13 protein-coding genes are annotated in these 15,883 nt (G+C 50.4%); 3 read left to right on the forward strand and 10 right to left on the reverse strand.

All coding sequences use genetic code 11. The features are described 5' to 3' along the window. Positions 1-70: 70 nt before the first annotated feature. A complete protein-coding gene (locus MKZ32_RS00675) occupies positions 71-310 on the reverse strand; it encodes a PP0621 family protein (RefSeq protein ID WP_239795495.1) in 240 nt (79 codons plus the stop codon). 439 nt (positions 311-749) lie between these two features. Further along, a complete protein-coding gene (locus MKZ32_RS00680; protein WP_239795496.1) occupies positions 750-1,172 on the reverse strand; it encodes a DciA family protein in 423 nt (140 codons plus the stop codon). A 630-nt stretch (positions 1,173-1,802) separates the two neighbouring features. Between MKZ32_RS00680 and secA the strand changes: the two genes are divergently transcribed. From secA to argJ, 3 genes are all read left to right on the forward strand, one after another. After that, positions 1,803-4,514 (forward strand): preprotein translocase subunit SecA, encoded by a 2,712-nt coding sequence (secA, locus tag MKZ32_RS00685; protein WP_239795497.1) that lies wholly within the window; start codon positions 1,803-1,805, stop codon positions 4,512-4,514. Between the two features lie 27 nt (positions 4,515-4,541). Then, entirely contained in the window at positions 4,542-5,039 is a 498-nt protein-coding gene (locus MKZ32_RS00690; protein WP_239795498.1) for a Crp/Fnr family transcriptional regulator, read from the forward strand. A gap of 148 nt (positions 5,040-5,187) precedes the next feature. Next, positions 5,188-6,417 carry a bifunctional glutamate N-acetyltransferase/amino-acid acetyltransferase ArgJ gene (gene argJ / locus MKZ32_RS00695; RefSeq protein ID WP_239795499.1) on the forward strand — a complete coding sequence of 410 codons (1,230 nt, stop codon included), beginning with the start codon at positions 5,188-5,190 and terminating at the stop codon, positions 6,415-6,417. Between the two features lie 261 nt (positions 6,418-6,678). Here the strand turns inward: argJ and MKZ32_RS00700 are convergent, their stop codons facing one another. The 8 genes from MKZ32_RS00700 to MKZ32_RS00735 all read right to left on the reverse strand — a co-directional run bounded on the left by MKZ32_RS00700 (position 6,679) and on the right by MKZ32_RS00735 (position 15,877). Beyond that, a complete protein-coding gene (locus MKZ32_RS00700; protein ID WP_239795500.1) occupies positions 6,679-6,906 on the reverse strand; it encodes a hypothetical protein in 228 nt (75 codons plus the stop codon). Continuing rightward, positions 6,903-7,508, reverse strand: a complete 606-nt coding sequence (locus MKZ32_RS00705; RefSeq protein WP_239795501.1) for a PDDEXK nuclease domain-containing protein — start codon at positions 7,506-7,508, stop codon at positions 6,903-6,905. Before MKZ32_RS00705 ends, MKZ32_RS00700 begins: the two co-directional genes overlap by 4 nt. Next, positions 7,509-7,955 (reverse strand): DUF1016 N-terminal domain-containing protein, encoded by a 447-nt coding sequence (locus MKZ32_RS00710; protein WP_239795502.1) that lies wholly within the window; start codon positions 7,953-7,955, stop codon positions 7,509-7,511. Positions 7,956-8,478: 523 nt separating this feature from the next. Continuing rightward, positions 8,479-10,551: an AAA domain-containing protein gene (locus tag MKZ32_RS00715; RefSeq protein ID WP_239795503.1), complete on the reverse strand. Its 2,073-nt coding sequence runs from the start codon at positions 10,549-10,551 to the stop codon at positions 8,479-8,481. Positions 10,552-10,586: 35 nt separating this feature from the next. Next, positions 10,587-11,627: an IS630 family transposase gene (locus MKZ32_RS00720; RefSeq protein WP_239795504.1), complete on the reverse strand. Its 1,041-nt coding sequence runs from the start codon at positions 11,625-11,627 to the stop codon at positions 10,587-10,589. Further along, a complete protein-coding gene (locus tag MKZ32_RS00725) occupies positions 11,534-12,982 on the reverse strand; it encodes a hypothetical protein (RefSeq protein WP_239795505.1) in 1,449 nt (482 codons plus the stop codon). The genes MKZ32_RS00720 and MKZ32_RS00725 overlap by 94 nt, the downstream gene beginning before the upstream one ends. A gap of 20 nt (positions 12,983-13,002) precedes the next feature. Then, complete coding sequence (locus MKZ32_RS00730) at positions 13,003-14,418, reverse strand: AAA domain-containing protein (RefSeq protein ID WP_239795506.1); 1,416 nt, start codon at positions 14,416-14,418, stop codon at positions 13,003-13,005. A gap of 697 nt (positions 14,419-15,115) precedes the next feature. Continuing rightward, on the reverse strand, positions 15,116-15,877 hold the full coding sequence (locus MKZ32_RS00735) for a BPSS1780 family membrane protein (protein ID WP_239795507.1): 762 nt from the start codon (positions 15,875-15,877) through the stop codon (positions 15,116-15,118). Positions 15,878-15,883 lie beyond the last annotated feature (6 nt).

Consider the following 15,883-nt stretch of genomic DNA (forward strand, 5'->3'; position numbering starts at 1 on the left):
CTTAGGCGCAATGGATGCCACGTGGAGAGGGGTAGGTTATCCCACATCAAAACTCATCTGGTATTAGAGATTATTCAGGTTCGTCAGTGTGTGCATGGCGATGCACCTCACTGCAATAATGTTTGTGATCGACCATAATGCTCTCACCTTTAGGCAGATGCACACCGCAGTGCGCACAACGCACCATATTTTCTCTGTGCTTTGATGTATCTTCACCCAGTACATCTTTTTTTGGCATCTGCTTGCGATAGTACTTGAGCAGCAAATAGATAACTATGAAGATAACAATTACAATTAATATGCGACTCATCCCACCTTAACTCCAAAAAAACCGCTCATGAGCAGAAATTAAAAGGTAAACAGGAATCTCCCCGTTTTATGGGGAAGCAACCGTCATGCTATCAGCTCCTCTATGACTGGCGATCAATCGCCGGATCAGGAGCAATGAGGATAAACCCAGCAGGTCATTAATAGAGGTATGATCTTCATTATTGTAGCAATATGGATATATTGCGCGTACTCATTGGGTAAGCTGGATAATGTGATAGTCATGTATCTATAGATACTGCCGTTGAAAGTTAAGAATTCAGGCGGTGTGAATATCGATTGCTTTCGATATCGTCGTTCTGAAATCTATCTGCTCACACTTTCGTATTGTGCCATAGCTTTTCGATTTGAGCCTGTGTTGGGCTTTTGGGTAAAAATAAATCCCAACAATTGCTTTCTATCCGAGCTGAGTTTGCTTACCATTACTCCTTGCTTTTTGCCAAGCGTAGCAATGCGATTTTCAGAGGTGAATCTTGCAATTTTACGGTGAAGTCAACCAGCTGCTGACGTCCTATGGTGCTGAGCGAGGTGGAGCGAGGGGGGCGTGTGTTGATCGGTAAGGCAACTTGCACCCTAATCTGAATTCCAGTAATCTCGTAGCCCCCGTTTTGGAATAACTGGGTAAATCCTGGGGCAAGTTGACGTAATTTTGCTGCCACCGTGCCATTATCTGCGGCAATAACGAGAGTTTGCTGGTCAATTTGCATTACATGGCTAGTGCGTACCAGGGAGGATGGTGCGATCTCTTCATAATGCCGCTGCAATGCGAGAAGTTCGTCTACCTTATGTGATAGTTGGCGCAACTCTTGGCTGGCATTGAAATATGAACTTAATCGATTTGACACAATATCAGGTTAATTCAGAAATGGAATCACGAATATTATTCTGATTTTCATGGCTTGTAAAAGTTCGTAGCATCTGCGCGGTAACAATGCGCCATCAGGAATTCGTGTTGTTTTTAGAGTTTATGTTGACGGGATTTTTCACTGTTAGGGATGGATTATGGTCAATAAAAAACTGCTCTACTTCCAGTGAATGGAGTTTTAATGCTGAGAAACATTTTTAATGGTGGTATAGGCCCGAGATATTTGGAGGGTATTCAGATTACCAAGAGCATTATGATAATATAATAAAGGTTGATCATGGCAATAGATAATCTTCAAGTCTGCGCAGGTTGTAAGTCTGCTGGTATCTGTTGTGCCGGTCATACTAGTGGAAGTTGTTGAGGTGAACAGATTAGCACTGCTTTGCTTGGTTTTCCCATGATTGTAGAAGTGAGATATTCAAAAGTGTCGCATACAAGCATTTTTTTGAAACGTTGAGAATCGATAAACATTGGGTTTTGTACAAGGGTGAGGTGGCACTTCACCCTTTTTGCTTGGTGTAACTGACAATGAATTAAAGCTTAGACATTTAAATTCAGCATTAAAACCCAAAATTAAAATCTCAGAATTGAAACCTAGAAAAATTAAAAAATGATTTCTACTTTATTAAAAAGTGTTTTTGGCAGTCGTAACGATCGCCTCCTCAAACAATATCGCCAGACAGTGGAGACGATTAATGCTCTTGAGGCCGAGGTGGGAAAGCTTTCAGATGAGGCATTGCGTCTTAAAACTGACGCTTTCAAGCTGCGCCTTGACCAAGGCGAAGCACTGAATATATTGTTACCCGAGGCATTCGCCGTGGTGCGTGAAGCGGGGCAGCGCGTACTGCAAATGCGCCACTTTGACGAGCAGCTGATCGGCGGCATGGCACTGCACCACGGTAAAATTGCGGAAATGCGCACCGGCGAGGGCAAAACTTTGATGGCGACTCTGCCCGCATATCTCAATGCGCTTTCAGGTCAAGGCGTGCATGTGGTGACGGTCAACGACTATCTGGCGGCACGTGATGCTGAATGGATGGGTCGGCTGTATCGCTTCCTTGGATTGTCAGTGGGGGTAATTCTTTCGCAGATGGACCATGCCGACAAGCTGGCTGCTTACAATGCAGATATAACCTACGGCACCAACAACGAATTTGGCTTCGATTATTTGCGCGACAATATGGCTACCCATGCGGGTGAGCGCTTCCAGCGCAAGCTGAATTATGCCATCGTGGATGAGGTGGATTCCATTCTGATCGATGAGGCGCGCACCCCGCTGATCATTTCTGGCCAGGCTGAAGACAATGTGGACGTCTATGTCCGCATGAACAAACTGGTGCCGCAGCTTGTGCGTCAGCAAGAGGAAGATGGCCCCGGCGATTACAGCGTTGATGAGAAAAACCGTCAGATTTTGTTGACGGAAAGCGGGCATGAACATGCTGAAGAATTACTGAGTCAAGCAGGACTCTTGCCTATTGGGGGCAGCTTGTATGACCCAGCCAATATCATGCTGATTCATCATCTGTATGCTGCGTTGCGCGCGCACGCGCTGTATCTTCGCGACCAGAATTATGTAGTGCAGGACGGCGAAGTGATTATTGTAGATGAATTTACTGGTCGCATGATGTCAGGAAGGCGTTGGTCCGAAGGCCTGCACCAAGCGGTAGAGGCCAAGGAAGGGGTAGCTATCCAGAAGGAGAATCAAACACTAGCCTCCATTACCTTCCAGAATTACTTCCGTCTATATGGCAAACTGGCCGGCATGACCGGTACGGCAGATACCGAAGCGTTTGAGTTTCAGCAGATTTACAGTCTGGAAACCGTTATTATTCCGCCGCACCTTCCCACTATCCGTAAGGATATGATGGACAAAGTTTATCTTACGACGAGTGAGAAATATCGAGCAGCAATTTTGGATATTCAGGATTGCTACAAGCGTAACCAACCTGTGTTGGTTGGCACTACCTCGATTGAAACATCGGAACTATTGTCGCAATTACTGGAAAAAGAGAAGTTACCCCACCAAGTTTTAAACGCCAAGCAACACGCGCGCGAAGCTGAAATCATAGCGCAAGCGGGAAGCCCAAAGATGATTACGATCGCTACCAACATGGCCGGGCGTGGCACTGACATTGTGTTGGGCGGCAACGTGGAAAAGCCAATCGAACTGATGCGCATGGATGAGAGCTTGGATCATGCCACACGTAATCAGCGTATCGCCCAGTTGCGTGCTGAATGGCAACCGATACATGACCAGGTTGTGAAGAGCGGTGGTTTGCATATCATTGGTACCGAGCGCCACGAATCGCGTCGTGTGGATAACCAATTGCGTGGCCGTGCGGGTCGTCAGGGTGATCCCGGTTCAAGCCGTTTTTATTTATCGCTGGAAGATCCGTTGTTGCGGATTTTTGCCTCCGACCGTGTCGCAGCCATCATGAACCGTTTCAAGCTGCCCGAAGGTGAAGCGATTGAGCATTCTTGGGTCACCCGTGCCATTGAAAATGCACAACGCAAGGTCGAAGCGCGAAATTTTGACATGCGCAAGCAGATTCTTGAATACGACGATGTCGCAAATGAACAACGTAAGGTAATCTATCAGCAGCGCAATGAGCTGCTGGAGAGCGTGGATATTTCCGAAACGATCAATGCAATGCGCGAAGGGGTAATGCAAGACATCATTAGTGAATACATCGTGCCGCAGAGTATGGAAGAGCAGTGGGATGTCCCGGGGCTGGAGAAGGTATTGGCTGCCGAATTTCAATTGATCCTACCGCTTACGCAATGGCTGGAACAAAATAAGCAGCTCGATGAAACTGGCTTGCGTGACCATGTAGTGCAGGCTGCTCAGCAGCAGTATCAGGCCAAGGTGGAGCAAGTTGATGCGGAAATGATGCATGGATATGAGCGCATCATTATGTTGCAAAGCGTGGATACCCACTGGCGTGAGCACTTGGCAGCGTTAGATCATCTGCGTCAGGGCATCCACCTGCGTGGTTATGCACAAAAAAATCCTAAGCAAGAGTATAAGCGTGAAGCATTTGAATTGTTTTCCAGCATGCTTGACTCAATCAAGCGTGATGTCACGCGGACACTGATAAACGTTCGTATCCGCAACGAACAGGATATTGAAGCGGTAGAAGCACCTCACGCCCCGGAAAATGTGCAGTACCATCATGCTGATTACGAAGAGGCCTTGGCTACGGAGGACGGTGATGCAGAACACAAACCATTTGTACGCATTGACAAAAAAGCCGGACGCAATGATCCATGCCCCTGTGGTTCTGGCAAAAAATACAAGCAGTGCCACGGCAAATTAAATTGATGTAGTTATTATTGGTGGGAGATCACGATGACGATGGATGACCTGATTTTGCAGACCCTGCGTAACTCCACGCTGACTGAAGAGTTGCGAGATGCCGAGATTGAAGAATTGGCAAATATTATTACGGTGCATGAATACAACGCGGGTGAATATCTCCTTCAGCCTGGTAACAGCACGCTCAGAAATACACTTATGATCCTTGCTACAGGTGAAGTTGAGGCGACCGCCACTCTTGGTGGAGAAAAAGCGACCTTGCATCTGCTACAGCCCGGTGATTTGGCGGGTATTATCACGTTTGTTGGTGGAAGTGCCGCGCAGATCAGTGCTACTGTGGTAGCCAAGACAAACAGCAAGATGTTATTGCTAGACCGTTCCCGTCTAGAGTCTTTTCTCAGCACAAATCCCGCCATCGTGTACTACGTAATGCGCGGTGTCGTGCGTCATGTGCACGGCATTGTGAGGCGCATGAATATGCAATCCGTAGAAATGAGCAACTACATTTATCAACAAGGTGGTCGCTACTAGCGACCGAATGGTTTAATTGGGAAATGTTTTCATGCAATATATTGTTCAGCTCATTATATGAATATCCACACTGCTCATTCATATTTTTACTTGGTAAATAATGCCATGCTCTCATCGTACGAATTTATGGAACGTATGGGCTACAGGCATGCCAGTTAATCTGCAATCTCCTGTTTCAAGTGCTCTGTTGCCTGTTAAAGGTGTGCTACTGGGCACGGCGGAAGCGAACATCAAGAAGTCCGGGCGTAAGGATTTGTTACTCATGCACCTGACTGCGCAAGCCACGGTGGCTGGAGTATTCACGCAAAATCGTTTCTGTGCCGCGCCGGTTATTGTGGCACGCGAACATCTGGTTGCGAACAAAAGCGTGCGCGCACTTGTGGTTAACACGGGAAACGCTAATGCTGGTACCGGTGAACAGGGGTTGGCTGCGGCTCGTGCCACCTGTGCCGAAGTAGCCAATCTGCTGGACTGCGAGGCAGAGCAGGTGCTGCCGTTCTCTACTGGTGTAATCATGGAGGCGTTGCCGCTATCACGGCTGGTCTCAGGACTGCCAACCTGCGTTGCCGAACTACGCGAGGATAATTGGCTTAATGCCGCGCAGGCCATCATGACCACTGACATCGTTGCTAAAGCGGTGTCCAAACAAATCACACTCGATGGTGTAACTATCACTATTACCGGCATCGCTAAAGGTTCCGGCATGATCCATCCCAACATGGCTACGATGCTCGGCTATATTGCCACCGATGCGGCGGTGGCGCAGCCGCTGTTGCAACAGTTGGCGGCTCACGCCAGTGATGCTTCGTTCAACTGCATCACCGTGGATGGCGATACATCTACTAATGACGCACTGATGGTGATCGCCACCGGCATGAGCAGTGCGCAAGCAATAATTGATGTGAAAAGTACGGCATTCGCGCAATTGCAGGCGGCAGTTACGGATGTTGCCATATTGCTGGCGCAAGCCATCGTGCGTGATGGTGAGGGTGCGACCAAATTTATCACTGTCCAAATTGAAGGGGGCAAGAGCGTGGCGGAGTGCAAGAAAATCGCCTATGCCGTGGCACGCTCCCCCTTGGTCAAGACTGCATTTTTCGCTTCTGATCCCAATCTTGGGCGCATCCTCGCTGCTATTGGTTATGCCGATGTGCAGGATCTCGACGTGCATCGTCTCAAGCTATATCTTGACGATGTGTTAGTAGCTGAACATGGTGGACGCGCCGCCAGCTATATTGAGGAAGATGGTCAGCGCATCATGCAACAAAGCGACATTACCATTCGGGTCACGCTAGATCGCGGCACGTCAGTTGCCACAGTATGGACTTGCGATTTCTCTTATGACTATGTCAAGATCAATGCCAGTTATCGCAGTTAGGGCGATATAAGATCCGATGCAGTCCAATAAAGCCTGATCGTAGCTGGGCGGTCTGAAAAAAAGCCGAAACGGTGACGACCATATTACCTTGATCAGCCTCACCAATTTCCTCGCGCCGCAAATAGCCCAGTATGCGCACCGCGATGTCGGTCGGGCTGCGATAACCTTCTGGTGCATTGGAATAGGCGCTTAGTGCCTACTCGTTCTTGCAATCATGGAACAAATTCACATTGTGATTGATGCCCTTGGATGTGTCGGCCATCAATACCGCCAATCCTTGGCACCCTCTGTCCGACAAACTCGCGCGCCCTGATAGGTCGCCACGACTGAGGGTAATAATGTGCCGGTGAATTCTTCGACTGGAATAGGCTGACGCAGCGACACGCCCTCCGGGTCGTGTGGGGGATGTTGCGCCTGCGGGCGCGTCGAATTGGTCGTGCCCAGATCGATGTCCCAGGCAACAATGGTTTCATCAGGTATCTTGCTCATGCGTCCTCTCCACTGCCCAATTCTCGCTCGATCTGCTCGATGCTCGGCAGGCTGGTTTGCAATTCGGCAGGCAACGCTTCTACGAGCTGATATTCGGCTCCGCCTATCGGTTTATTCGAATCTCGCAGCGCATATTCGGCAACCACGCGGTTCTGGCTCTTGCACAGCAGCAGGCCGATGGTGGGATTATCCTGTTCGGCCTTCATCTGGGAATCTACCGCGCTCAGATAAAAATTCAGTTGCCCGGTGTGTTCGGGTTTGAAGTCCCCCGCCTTGAGTTCCACCACGACATAGCATCGCAGCTTGAGGTGATAAAACAGCAAGTCGATGAAGAAATCGTCACCGCCTACTTCGATATGCACCTGCCTCCCGACGTAAGCGAACCCGGCACCCAGCTCAATCAGAAACTGGGTAATGTGCTGGACGATGGCAGATTCAATGGCGCGCTCTTCGGCATCCTCGCCCAGACCGAGGAAATCCAGCCGGTAGGGATCTTTCAGCGACTCACGCGCCAGATCGGAGTGCGGACGAGGTAATTGCATCGCGAAATTGGAGACCGCATTGCCGGTGCGCTCACGCAAGCGCATTTCAATCTGAATCACTTAAACATTACGTGACCATTTGTGCTCAATGGCCTTTGCTGCATACCAACGACGCTCATCCCCTGAGCGCAACTTATCTAGCAGAGCCAACTGATGATACCAAGGCAATTGTGCAAGCACCCCTTGCACAAATTCACTATCCGGCCATGCCTCGGCAAACGCACGCATGTATTTGAGATTACGCGGGAAAAACCCCTTCATGTCGGGAAATGCCGTGCGCAGATCATGCGCCAGCCGCTCGATCACTTTGGCACCCCAGCCCTGTTTGGCCTGCCGCTCCAAAATGTCGCCCCCGATCTGCCAGTAAAGCAGTACCAGCTCGCGGTTCATCACCAGCGACGCACGCTGCTGGGCAGTGTGGATACGGGTCTTCAGGTCGGCCAGCCAGTCGCCGTAACCATTGGGAGGTTCAATCAGTGCTGCTGGAATGTCGGTATTTTTGCTCATAGATTTACCTCGAAAAGCGATGCGGCGAGCGGGCTATCAGGTGCAATATAAGGAACAATAATTTCTGTTGTCCATGCGATGACCAAGCGATTGCGTGCGCAGCCAACCATGCAGCGCGATACGCTCTGTGGAAAACGCTTTCTGCACGCCGCTGATAAAAATACGCAATGGCTTCATGCCAAACGAACTTTTCCGGTGAACAAGTTGTGCGTCATGCTTTGTTTGAGTGACCGGGTTTTTGCGAGCTCCATCTTGAGGACTGCGATCTCAGTGTCGAAGGGTGATTTCGTAGGTAATTCGTTGCTTACCATTTTCCTATTCAGGACCATAGACTCTTTACTTATTACTTGAAAACCCACCCCAATCACCCTCCGCGCGAACAACTCGCTAGTAAAAATATTTCAATTCCATGAAGCCCTGTTTGGAAACGAGTAGGGCTTTTTATGGAGCGTTATAAAACGTGAAGTGCTGTTGATGTGGGTGCCGCTGAGCAATCCCCACTTCGCTCCTTACGGTAGGAAAATTAGATTAGTCGGATCACGCCACTCTCGATAGTGAACTTGCCGGTACGACTGAGCCTCTCCAACTCGGATTCAAGTCCTTTTCGCACATTGCTGCCGAGACGCTGGAACCCTTTGGCCTTGGCGAACTCGCGCAAGAAATCATCCAGTGGTGCCATTCCACCCAAACTACCAAGAAGTAACTCGATTTGTCCATGATCGAAGTCATCGGGATCGGGATTGGCAGCAAAGCCACCAAATTCACTTTGGTTGCCGCTACCAGCTATTAAGTCGGGTGCGTCAGATACTAGGGCTTCCTGTTCCTGCACTTCTTCGACATTAACCCCTTGTTTAATCATGGCGTCCAGTTCATGTACGAGCGTCATGTCGGACACGGGCTGTTCATCCGCATTTGCCTCTGGCGGTATCTCTAGCTCTGCCAGACGTGTAAACACCGGCCTCATAGACAGTTCTTTGTCACGGTAGAAGGCGCATCCTCGGATGCGAACGAACTGCCAGCCCAGCCTCTCAAGAATGGTTTGGCGATCCATATCCTTGGCTAGTTGTTCCATCGGGTGATAACGGTCGCCATCACATTCCACAGCAAGGCGCTTGCCGCCACCTTCAACAACTATATCGATCCTGAAATAGCCAACCTGCCATTGTGTCTTGACCTTAAATCCAGCGTCGGTCAGGCGCTTTAGCACTTCTCGCTCAAACGGTGATTCGGTGTTCCCTTCTTCCTGATTAAAAGCGCGAAGCGAGGCCAGTGGATCTTTGACGTGCTGGAGTAGTTTGAATCTAAGATCATCGATATTGAGGTGTAGTGCAGGATCGAAGGAGTGTACGACCCATAGCTGATCTTTTGCTCGGCTCACCGCCACGTTGTACCGCTTTTTGGTTTGCTCAAATGCGCCTACACCCACGGTCCGCAACGTTCCTACAACAGACGAACTATCAACCATGGATAGAAAGATAATGTCACGCTCGTCGCCTTGAAACTCGCCAGAGATACCGGCCTGAATACGGCGTTTTTCGATTTCTATGCCTTCAACTTCTTTATGCAGCATGGACTGTATGAGCACCGCTTGGTCGTTACCCAGCATGGAGATGATCCCGATGGACTTGCCCGCGTACATGGGGTGCCGAATCATCGCCTTGATCGTAGCAATGATCCGTTCCGCTTCGGCCTTGTTGGTATCGCCTTCCCGTATGCCACCATCCACGCGGCAGGCCACACATGCTGGCTTGATGTTAGTCGAGTTGGATTCCCGCAAAGGAAGAATCTCACCGTCATAGGAAAGCTTGTTGCTGAAAGCTATGATCTCTGGGACACAACGAAAATGCTCGACCAGTCGTACCCCTTCGCCGAACGACTGGCGTCCGATGTCATAGATTGAGGACATGTTATCGAACAGGTGCGCGAGCGGAATGTCCTTAAGCATCGATTTTATGAGGTTGTTCAAAATGGCCTGGCCCTTGCCCACGCCCAGCGGGGTCACCTGCTCATGGTCTCCGACGATGATCACTTGCTTGCCCATGTAGAGCGGAATCAGCGCATTGAGATCGGCCTGACTCGCCTCGTCGATGATGACCACATCGAATCGTGTTGTCCGTGGATCGAAGCTTTCTGCCATGATCGAAATCGGCATAATCCAGACTGGCACGGCATCCACACACTTCTTCATCAACTGACGTGCTTCGGACTGAAGTGTTTGACGCCTATCAATCTGTCTAACTGAGCGGAGGAGCCTCATCGTGTCGCTCCAACCCACCAATGCTTGCCGAATCGTGTGATTACCTTGAAGCCGCTCAAGTTGCTTTCCCCATGCCTTGGCGTCAATAAGACGCAGGGTTATCTGACGTAGTATGTCACGAATTTTCTCGATCTCTCGTTGCAGCTCCTGTGCGTCGAGCTTGTCTCGTTCGGCGAGTGTGTCGTGTAACTGACGCCAAACCCAAGCCGAAACAAAATCTCCGGGCACCTGCCCTTGATGATGCGGTGATACTCGATGAATGATGTGCTCTGCCCAACCTGGAGCAACCAATAGTAGCTTTTCGGCCAACGCATCACGCTCCACAACCAGCGGTTTCACGGTATGAAGCCGCCTATTGATCCGGCACGAATTATTCATGAAGCCGCGTAGGCGACTTTTGGGTCGCGGAAATAACGGCGCACGCGTTCGGGGTTTTGCTCAAGCATGATCATGTGATCAGTCGCAGCAGCTCTGAGTTTTGCCTTGGTGCGCACTGGCACCTTTGAAGTGATGACGTGTTTGAGATCCGCATTCAGTCTTTCTTCGGGGTTGAGTTCAGGGCTGTAGCTGGGCAAGTAGAACAACTCGATTTTCTGTGCGTTCTCGGCAGCCCAAGCCTTTACAGGTTTGCTGTGATGAACTCTCAAGTTGTCCAGTATCAGAAACACCTTGCGGTCTGTATCCTTGATGAGCGCCTCCAGAAATTCAATGAGCTTGTCGGAGTTAAATGCCTCATCAATAATCATCCAGCGCGTTTTACCCTGATTGGTTACCGTCGCAATCATCGATAGCTTGTGGCGCGTGCCGCCTACTGCGAACGTCACAGGTGTCTTGCCCACCGGCGCATAGCTCCTGCCTCTGACATCCGTGTTGACTAGCGCCGTCTCGTCGCCCCAGTGAATTTCCGCACCTTCTGTTTTTGCTCTGGCTTCAATGGCCGGATATTGTTCATCAAGCCAAGCCTGGACGGCTTCAGGCCGCTGCTCGTATGCTTTTTTAATGGGTTTTTGTGGTGTAAAACCCCAACGTGCCAAGTAGTTGCCTACTGCCCGAATAGACAGCTTGATACTGTGCGCCAGCTCAATGTGCTGGCGCACAGCGGGCCTGCTCCATAGCGCAAAATCCATCTTGAGTTGTTCGGGGCGTCTGTCGCAGATGGTTTGTTGAATCGCCAGCTCTTGGCTAATCGTCAAGCGACGTCCACTGCCAGGTTTTTTACCCCGAACGCCGGGCTTGAGTGCCCCCGAACCTTCAGCCTTATACAACCGCAGCGCCGTATTGACTGCCGTCCAGCTCAGTCCCGTTTGCACCACGATCTCCATCACCGCCATGCCTTTGCGGTGCATACGTATGACTTGCTTGCGTCGTTCATGCAGTACTTCTCGCGACTGCTTGCGGGCATCTTCTTTTTCCATACTCCATAGACATCGAAAACCAATAAAAATTCATTTATAAATCGTGCCGGGTCTATAGCGTATTCCAGCGCAGCCGAATAGCCTTCTGCATTTCGTGAACGGACTGCGGCGATAATACGGCCAATGCAACCCCTGTCTGGAGAAGTTGGATCAACTTGAGCTGATAGATCAGCGAGCCGATCAAACCCGGCTTCGCACTCCTTGATTTTCCGCCGACCCGCTTCGGCGACCAACAGGGGCGGAATCACAGATGATGCAAGGCGTTCGATCAGCAGATACTCGGAGACCTGACTTGCTTCACGTGGGAGAGAGGCAAGCAGATCGTCTAGCCTCAACCCCTCTGCCTTGAGCTTGATCCCGAGTGGTTCCCATACCGTCGAATGCCAAGCAAGGCAACGGCGAATCTCAGGAATCAAAGCACGACAAGCGAGTTCTGGTGCTGCACTCATCGCCTTGAATAGGGAGCTGATGTGCTGACCGATCAGTGTGTTCCACAGGTCTTCAAGTTCAAGGCGCATGGATTCCAACTCGGCGAGGTATCCAATCGCCTCGAAGTGGGTGCGGTGATTTGGCTGGCCTGCAGTGACTGAAACCGTATTGATAAACTGACGCCACTCGGATCGAGTGGCAAGCTGTAGGAATCCAAGTTTTCCGCCAGTGTCGATATGCTTGCAAATTTCCACCACGATTTGTCGTTGCTTGTGGATCGGCAAGGTCTCTGAGAGCCGTGGCCGATGATGGAGCACCAACGCATGTTTTGAATTGGCTTCTGACGCTTTCTCGATGTTGGTGATTAGTCGTTCCCATACTTCCATTTCAGTGCCACCATGAATACCAGCGACAATGGCGTAGGGCCGCCATGATTGACGCTTTATGTCGCCAGCGAACTCAGCCTCAAGTTTATTGGCGAGCGTTTCCACGGCGTCGCTGCCGTTGCCGCCAGATTGCCATTTATCTGAACCTACCGTTAGATCACAGGTCAGTAGATGTTGATACTCCGAAACCATGACCTGAAACTGTCGCTCGGAAGGCAACTCGGCCATTTCTGGCAAGGGGTGTCTCGCATCCTGTTCTTCTTCTGCCGAATGCGATGTACCAAGGGCATAGAGCCGCACTAGCTCTTGCTCGGTGAGGCTTGGACTGGCTCCCAGTTTGATTGGAGCGGGGATCCATCCGTGCACATCACGATGGTTTGTAACGAATCGAGCCGCATCGGATGGCGAGAAATGCCGGTCGCCGACAACAATCTCACGATATTCGTTCTCAAGCGCCTCTCGGAGCTTATGGTTTAGTTTTTTGGATTGACGAAGCAGTTTCTTCCGTTCATCTTCAAGCTGAGTGGCCGTATGCAGCAAGGTGTCGCTGGTATCGCTGGTCAGCCGCTTGGTGATAGAGCTGATTGAGGACCCCAGTTGCCCCTCGCATCGTTGTCGCTACCCAGTACCGATACGCACAATGGCTGGAGCTCTTTTGGAACTTCACCTAGCAACACCCTAAGTGCTTTTGCGGTCTGGGCAGTAACCAGAATCGATTTGCCCTGTGCCAATAGGTGGCCTATCAGATTGCCGATGGTGTGGGTTTTGCCTGTTCCTGGGGGACCTTGAACGAGCACCGAGCCACTGTGATTCAAGCGCCGAATGATCTGAAGTTGCGCATCATTAGCTTCCTTGGCCAGCAGAATATCGTCATCGTTAAAAACAACAGGCGGGATTACCGCTGCTTGTTCAGTACCACTTCCAGAGCCACCCAACCCTTCGCTCAGTCCAGAGCCTTCCCACGAATCCATCGTCCCGGTTATTTGTGCGAGCGATGACGGAAACATACTCCGGTGGTCGATGTCGTCGATGATCGCATCGACGGCGTTCGCAATGCCAGCTACCCGCTTCCGTAGCAGGAGAACTGGATCACGCCATAACCGAGGCGTTGTCGAGGCAGCCTCCGTAGAGGGCTTATTCAAAAACTCGCCATTGAGGGGCGAGACTGTCTGAATAAACGCCTTCAGAAAGGCCTCAGTATCCTCCCAACCCAATGGGTGGTACCCAGAACTTTCCAGATCGCTCTTGCGGTTCTGGAGTGTGGCTGGCGCAATGTCCTGGAGGTCAACAAACAGGCTGCCATACAACTCGGCTTCACGATCAGTCTCATGGATCGTGAATTCAGGAACATTAGGATCGAACCGAAGCTCAATACGCTTCAGTAAAACGGGATGATCAATGACGATCAGACCATCAACCCCAGAAGTTGTCTGCCAAGAGAAATGCCCATCAGCCACCAGCAGCTCAAGTTGCTCGCCATCTTTTTCAATAGTCGAGTAAATGTCGTAGAAGACCTCGAAAAATCGCATTGCCTTGCGAGCCGCTAGCTCTGGAGCAACCCATGCATTCCGTAGTTCGATCCAGTCAGCGTAGTCCGAAACACGTTGCTCATCATCATCGAACAAAATGGTGATTGTCTTATCATCATCGTCGGTGGCGTTCAGGCTCTCAGCATAGGCCACCGCTTTCGACGGATCGTCCCAATTAGGTAGCAACCATGAGGTAATCGTTTGTGGCGGAGCGGGGCAACGTGTGGTTGTGGGCCGCTTAATGCGAAGCAATGTATCTGGGATTTCTGGCGTATTCTCCACTCGCACAGGTCGAAAGACCTGCATGGAAGGGTGGCTCGGCATATCCGCTAGCCTCACGACCTTTGGTTGCTCGCCGAGAACCCTTACTGGTCTGAACCGGAGTTGATTTGCCTCTTTCAGAAAATGATAAAGCTGGCGAACCTTGCTCTTGATTACATTACTCACTCCCGTACCTCCTGTGCCGCAGTACGCCAATTTTTGTACGGAGTATTGGGCATGGCAACCGCTCGGAATAGCATTGCATCAATCACTCTCATTGTCTCTTGACCTTGTCGGAAGGAACGGGGGCAAGCACGAGGCCCACCCGCTCGCAATGGTTCAGAATAATCACTTCCATTATGTTCGCGATGGAGCAGCGATCATTAGTTTCCCGTCGGTGAAATTTGGACGGCGCGAGTGCGGTAATGTACTGTAATGTCCAGCATAATCCTACCGTTTAATTCCACCACCAGAGAAGTGAACAGATGGCACGACACTACACAAACAAAAATTTCTTCCAGCAAATGCCGAGTGCCCTATTTGCAGCGCAGCCGGGTATGACATGAGTGGCTTCAATTCCCTCACCTCGGCCCTGACACTAAAAAACCGATTCAGGAATGGGTTGTATGGGCATAGCAGCAAAGTTGGGACATTCCCAGCTATTCTCGTGCTTTTGAAAATATCGCCCGCACTATCATTGCGGGCGGTTATAACATCCGATGCAGTCCAACATAAACGATAAGCCCGCAGATATGCGGGCTTATCGTTTATGTAGCGCCAATAGCGTCACGGTGAATGATGGGCAAGCTGTGACGACTGTGTCGATTTATCCAAATAGACTGAATCGTTTGGTCACTCCAATATTGAACCCATAGCTACGTTGTTACTGATCGCGTGTAATTATTTCGCCCTCAAGAGCCATCGCTATTTCTGTTGGAGTCGGAAACAAATTACGATAGATAGCGTACATTGAGCTAATCATCACGGGCAGTAAAACGAGCCAGCCCAGCATCACTGGCATGGTGGCAATCATCATGAAAAGTAACATCATCCCGCCATACAACGACAGCGGGAGAATATTCCGTAGACAGGCTAACAGGCTGGTTTTCAGCGCGTCAATAGGCGACATTTTCTCAAAGATTATCAACATTGGAGCAAACTGCATCGACATCAGTAGCACGCTGAACAAGGCCATGCCCAACATCAGTGCAATGCCCGCGCCCGTAGCGGCTTGCGCTAGTATTTCTGGGTTGTTCACTGGCTTGCCGCTCATCAGGATACTTACCAGAGTAGCGCCGCCGGCGAGCATCATTACGCCTAATATCAGCATTTGGCTAATCAAGCTGATACCGCCTAATGTGACTAATTGCGAAGTATTGTTGTGAAATCCAGCAAACAAATGCGATAGCTCTAGTTCTTTGTCATGCTCCAGCGCATGGCAACCACACATATAGCCCGCGAGTAGTACTGGGAATAGTAGTGTGGCTAAAGGATCGCCGATCACCGGGATGGTGGAAATGCCGAGTAGCCCGGTTACCCCGATGGTTGCTAGAACCACCCACAGTACCGGACTTTTTTTGAACAGCCAGTAGCCCTGCTTTATCCATAGCCAGCCATTGGCAGCATTTACTTTGCGTGCTTCCATTTTTGC

Source organism: Candidatus Nitrotoga arctica (assembly GCF_918378365.1).
GTDB classification, from domain to species: Bacteria; Pseudomonadota; Gammaproteobacteria; order Burkholderiales; family Gallionellaceae; genus Nitrotoga; species Nitrotoga arctica.

Coding starts and splice junctions, on each gene's coding strand:
- MKZ32_RS00675 (WP_239795495.1), bottom strand. CDS start 310: ATGAGTCGCATATTAATTGTAATTGTTATCTTCATAGTTATCTATTTG.
- secA (WP_239795497.1), top strand. CDS start 1,803: ATGATTTCTACTTTATTAAAAAGTGTTTTTGGCAGTCGTAACGATCGC.
- MKZ32_RS00690 (WP_239795498.1), top strand. CDS start 4,542: ATGACGATGGATGACCTGATTTTGCAGACCCTGCGTAACTCCACGCTG.
- argJ (WP_239795499.1), top strand. CDS start 5,188: ATGCCAGTTAATCTGCAATCTCCTGTTTCAAGTGCTCTGTTGCCTGTT.
- MKZ32_RS00700 (WP_239795500.1), bottom strand. CDS start 6,906: ATGAGCAAGATACCTGATGAAACCATTGTTGCCTGGGACATCGATCTG.
- MKZ32_RS00710 (WP_239795502.1), bottom strand. CDS start 7,955: ATGAGCAAAAATACCGACATTCCAGCAGCACTGATTGAACCTCCCAAT.
- MKZ32_RS00720 (WP_239795504.1), bottom strand. CDS start 11,627: ATGGAAAAAGAAGATGCCCGCAAGCAGTCGCGAGAAGTACTGCATGAA.
- MKZ32_RS00735 (WP_239795507.1), bottom strand. CDS start 15,877: ATGGAAGCACGCAAAGTAAATGCTGCCAATGGCTGGCTATGGATAAAG.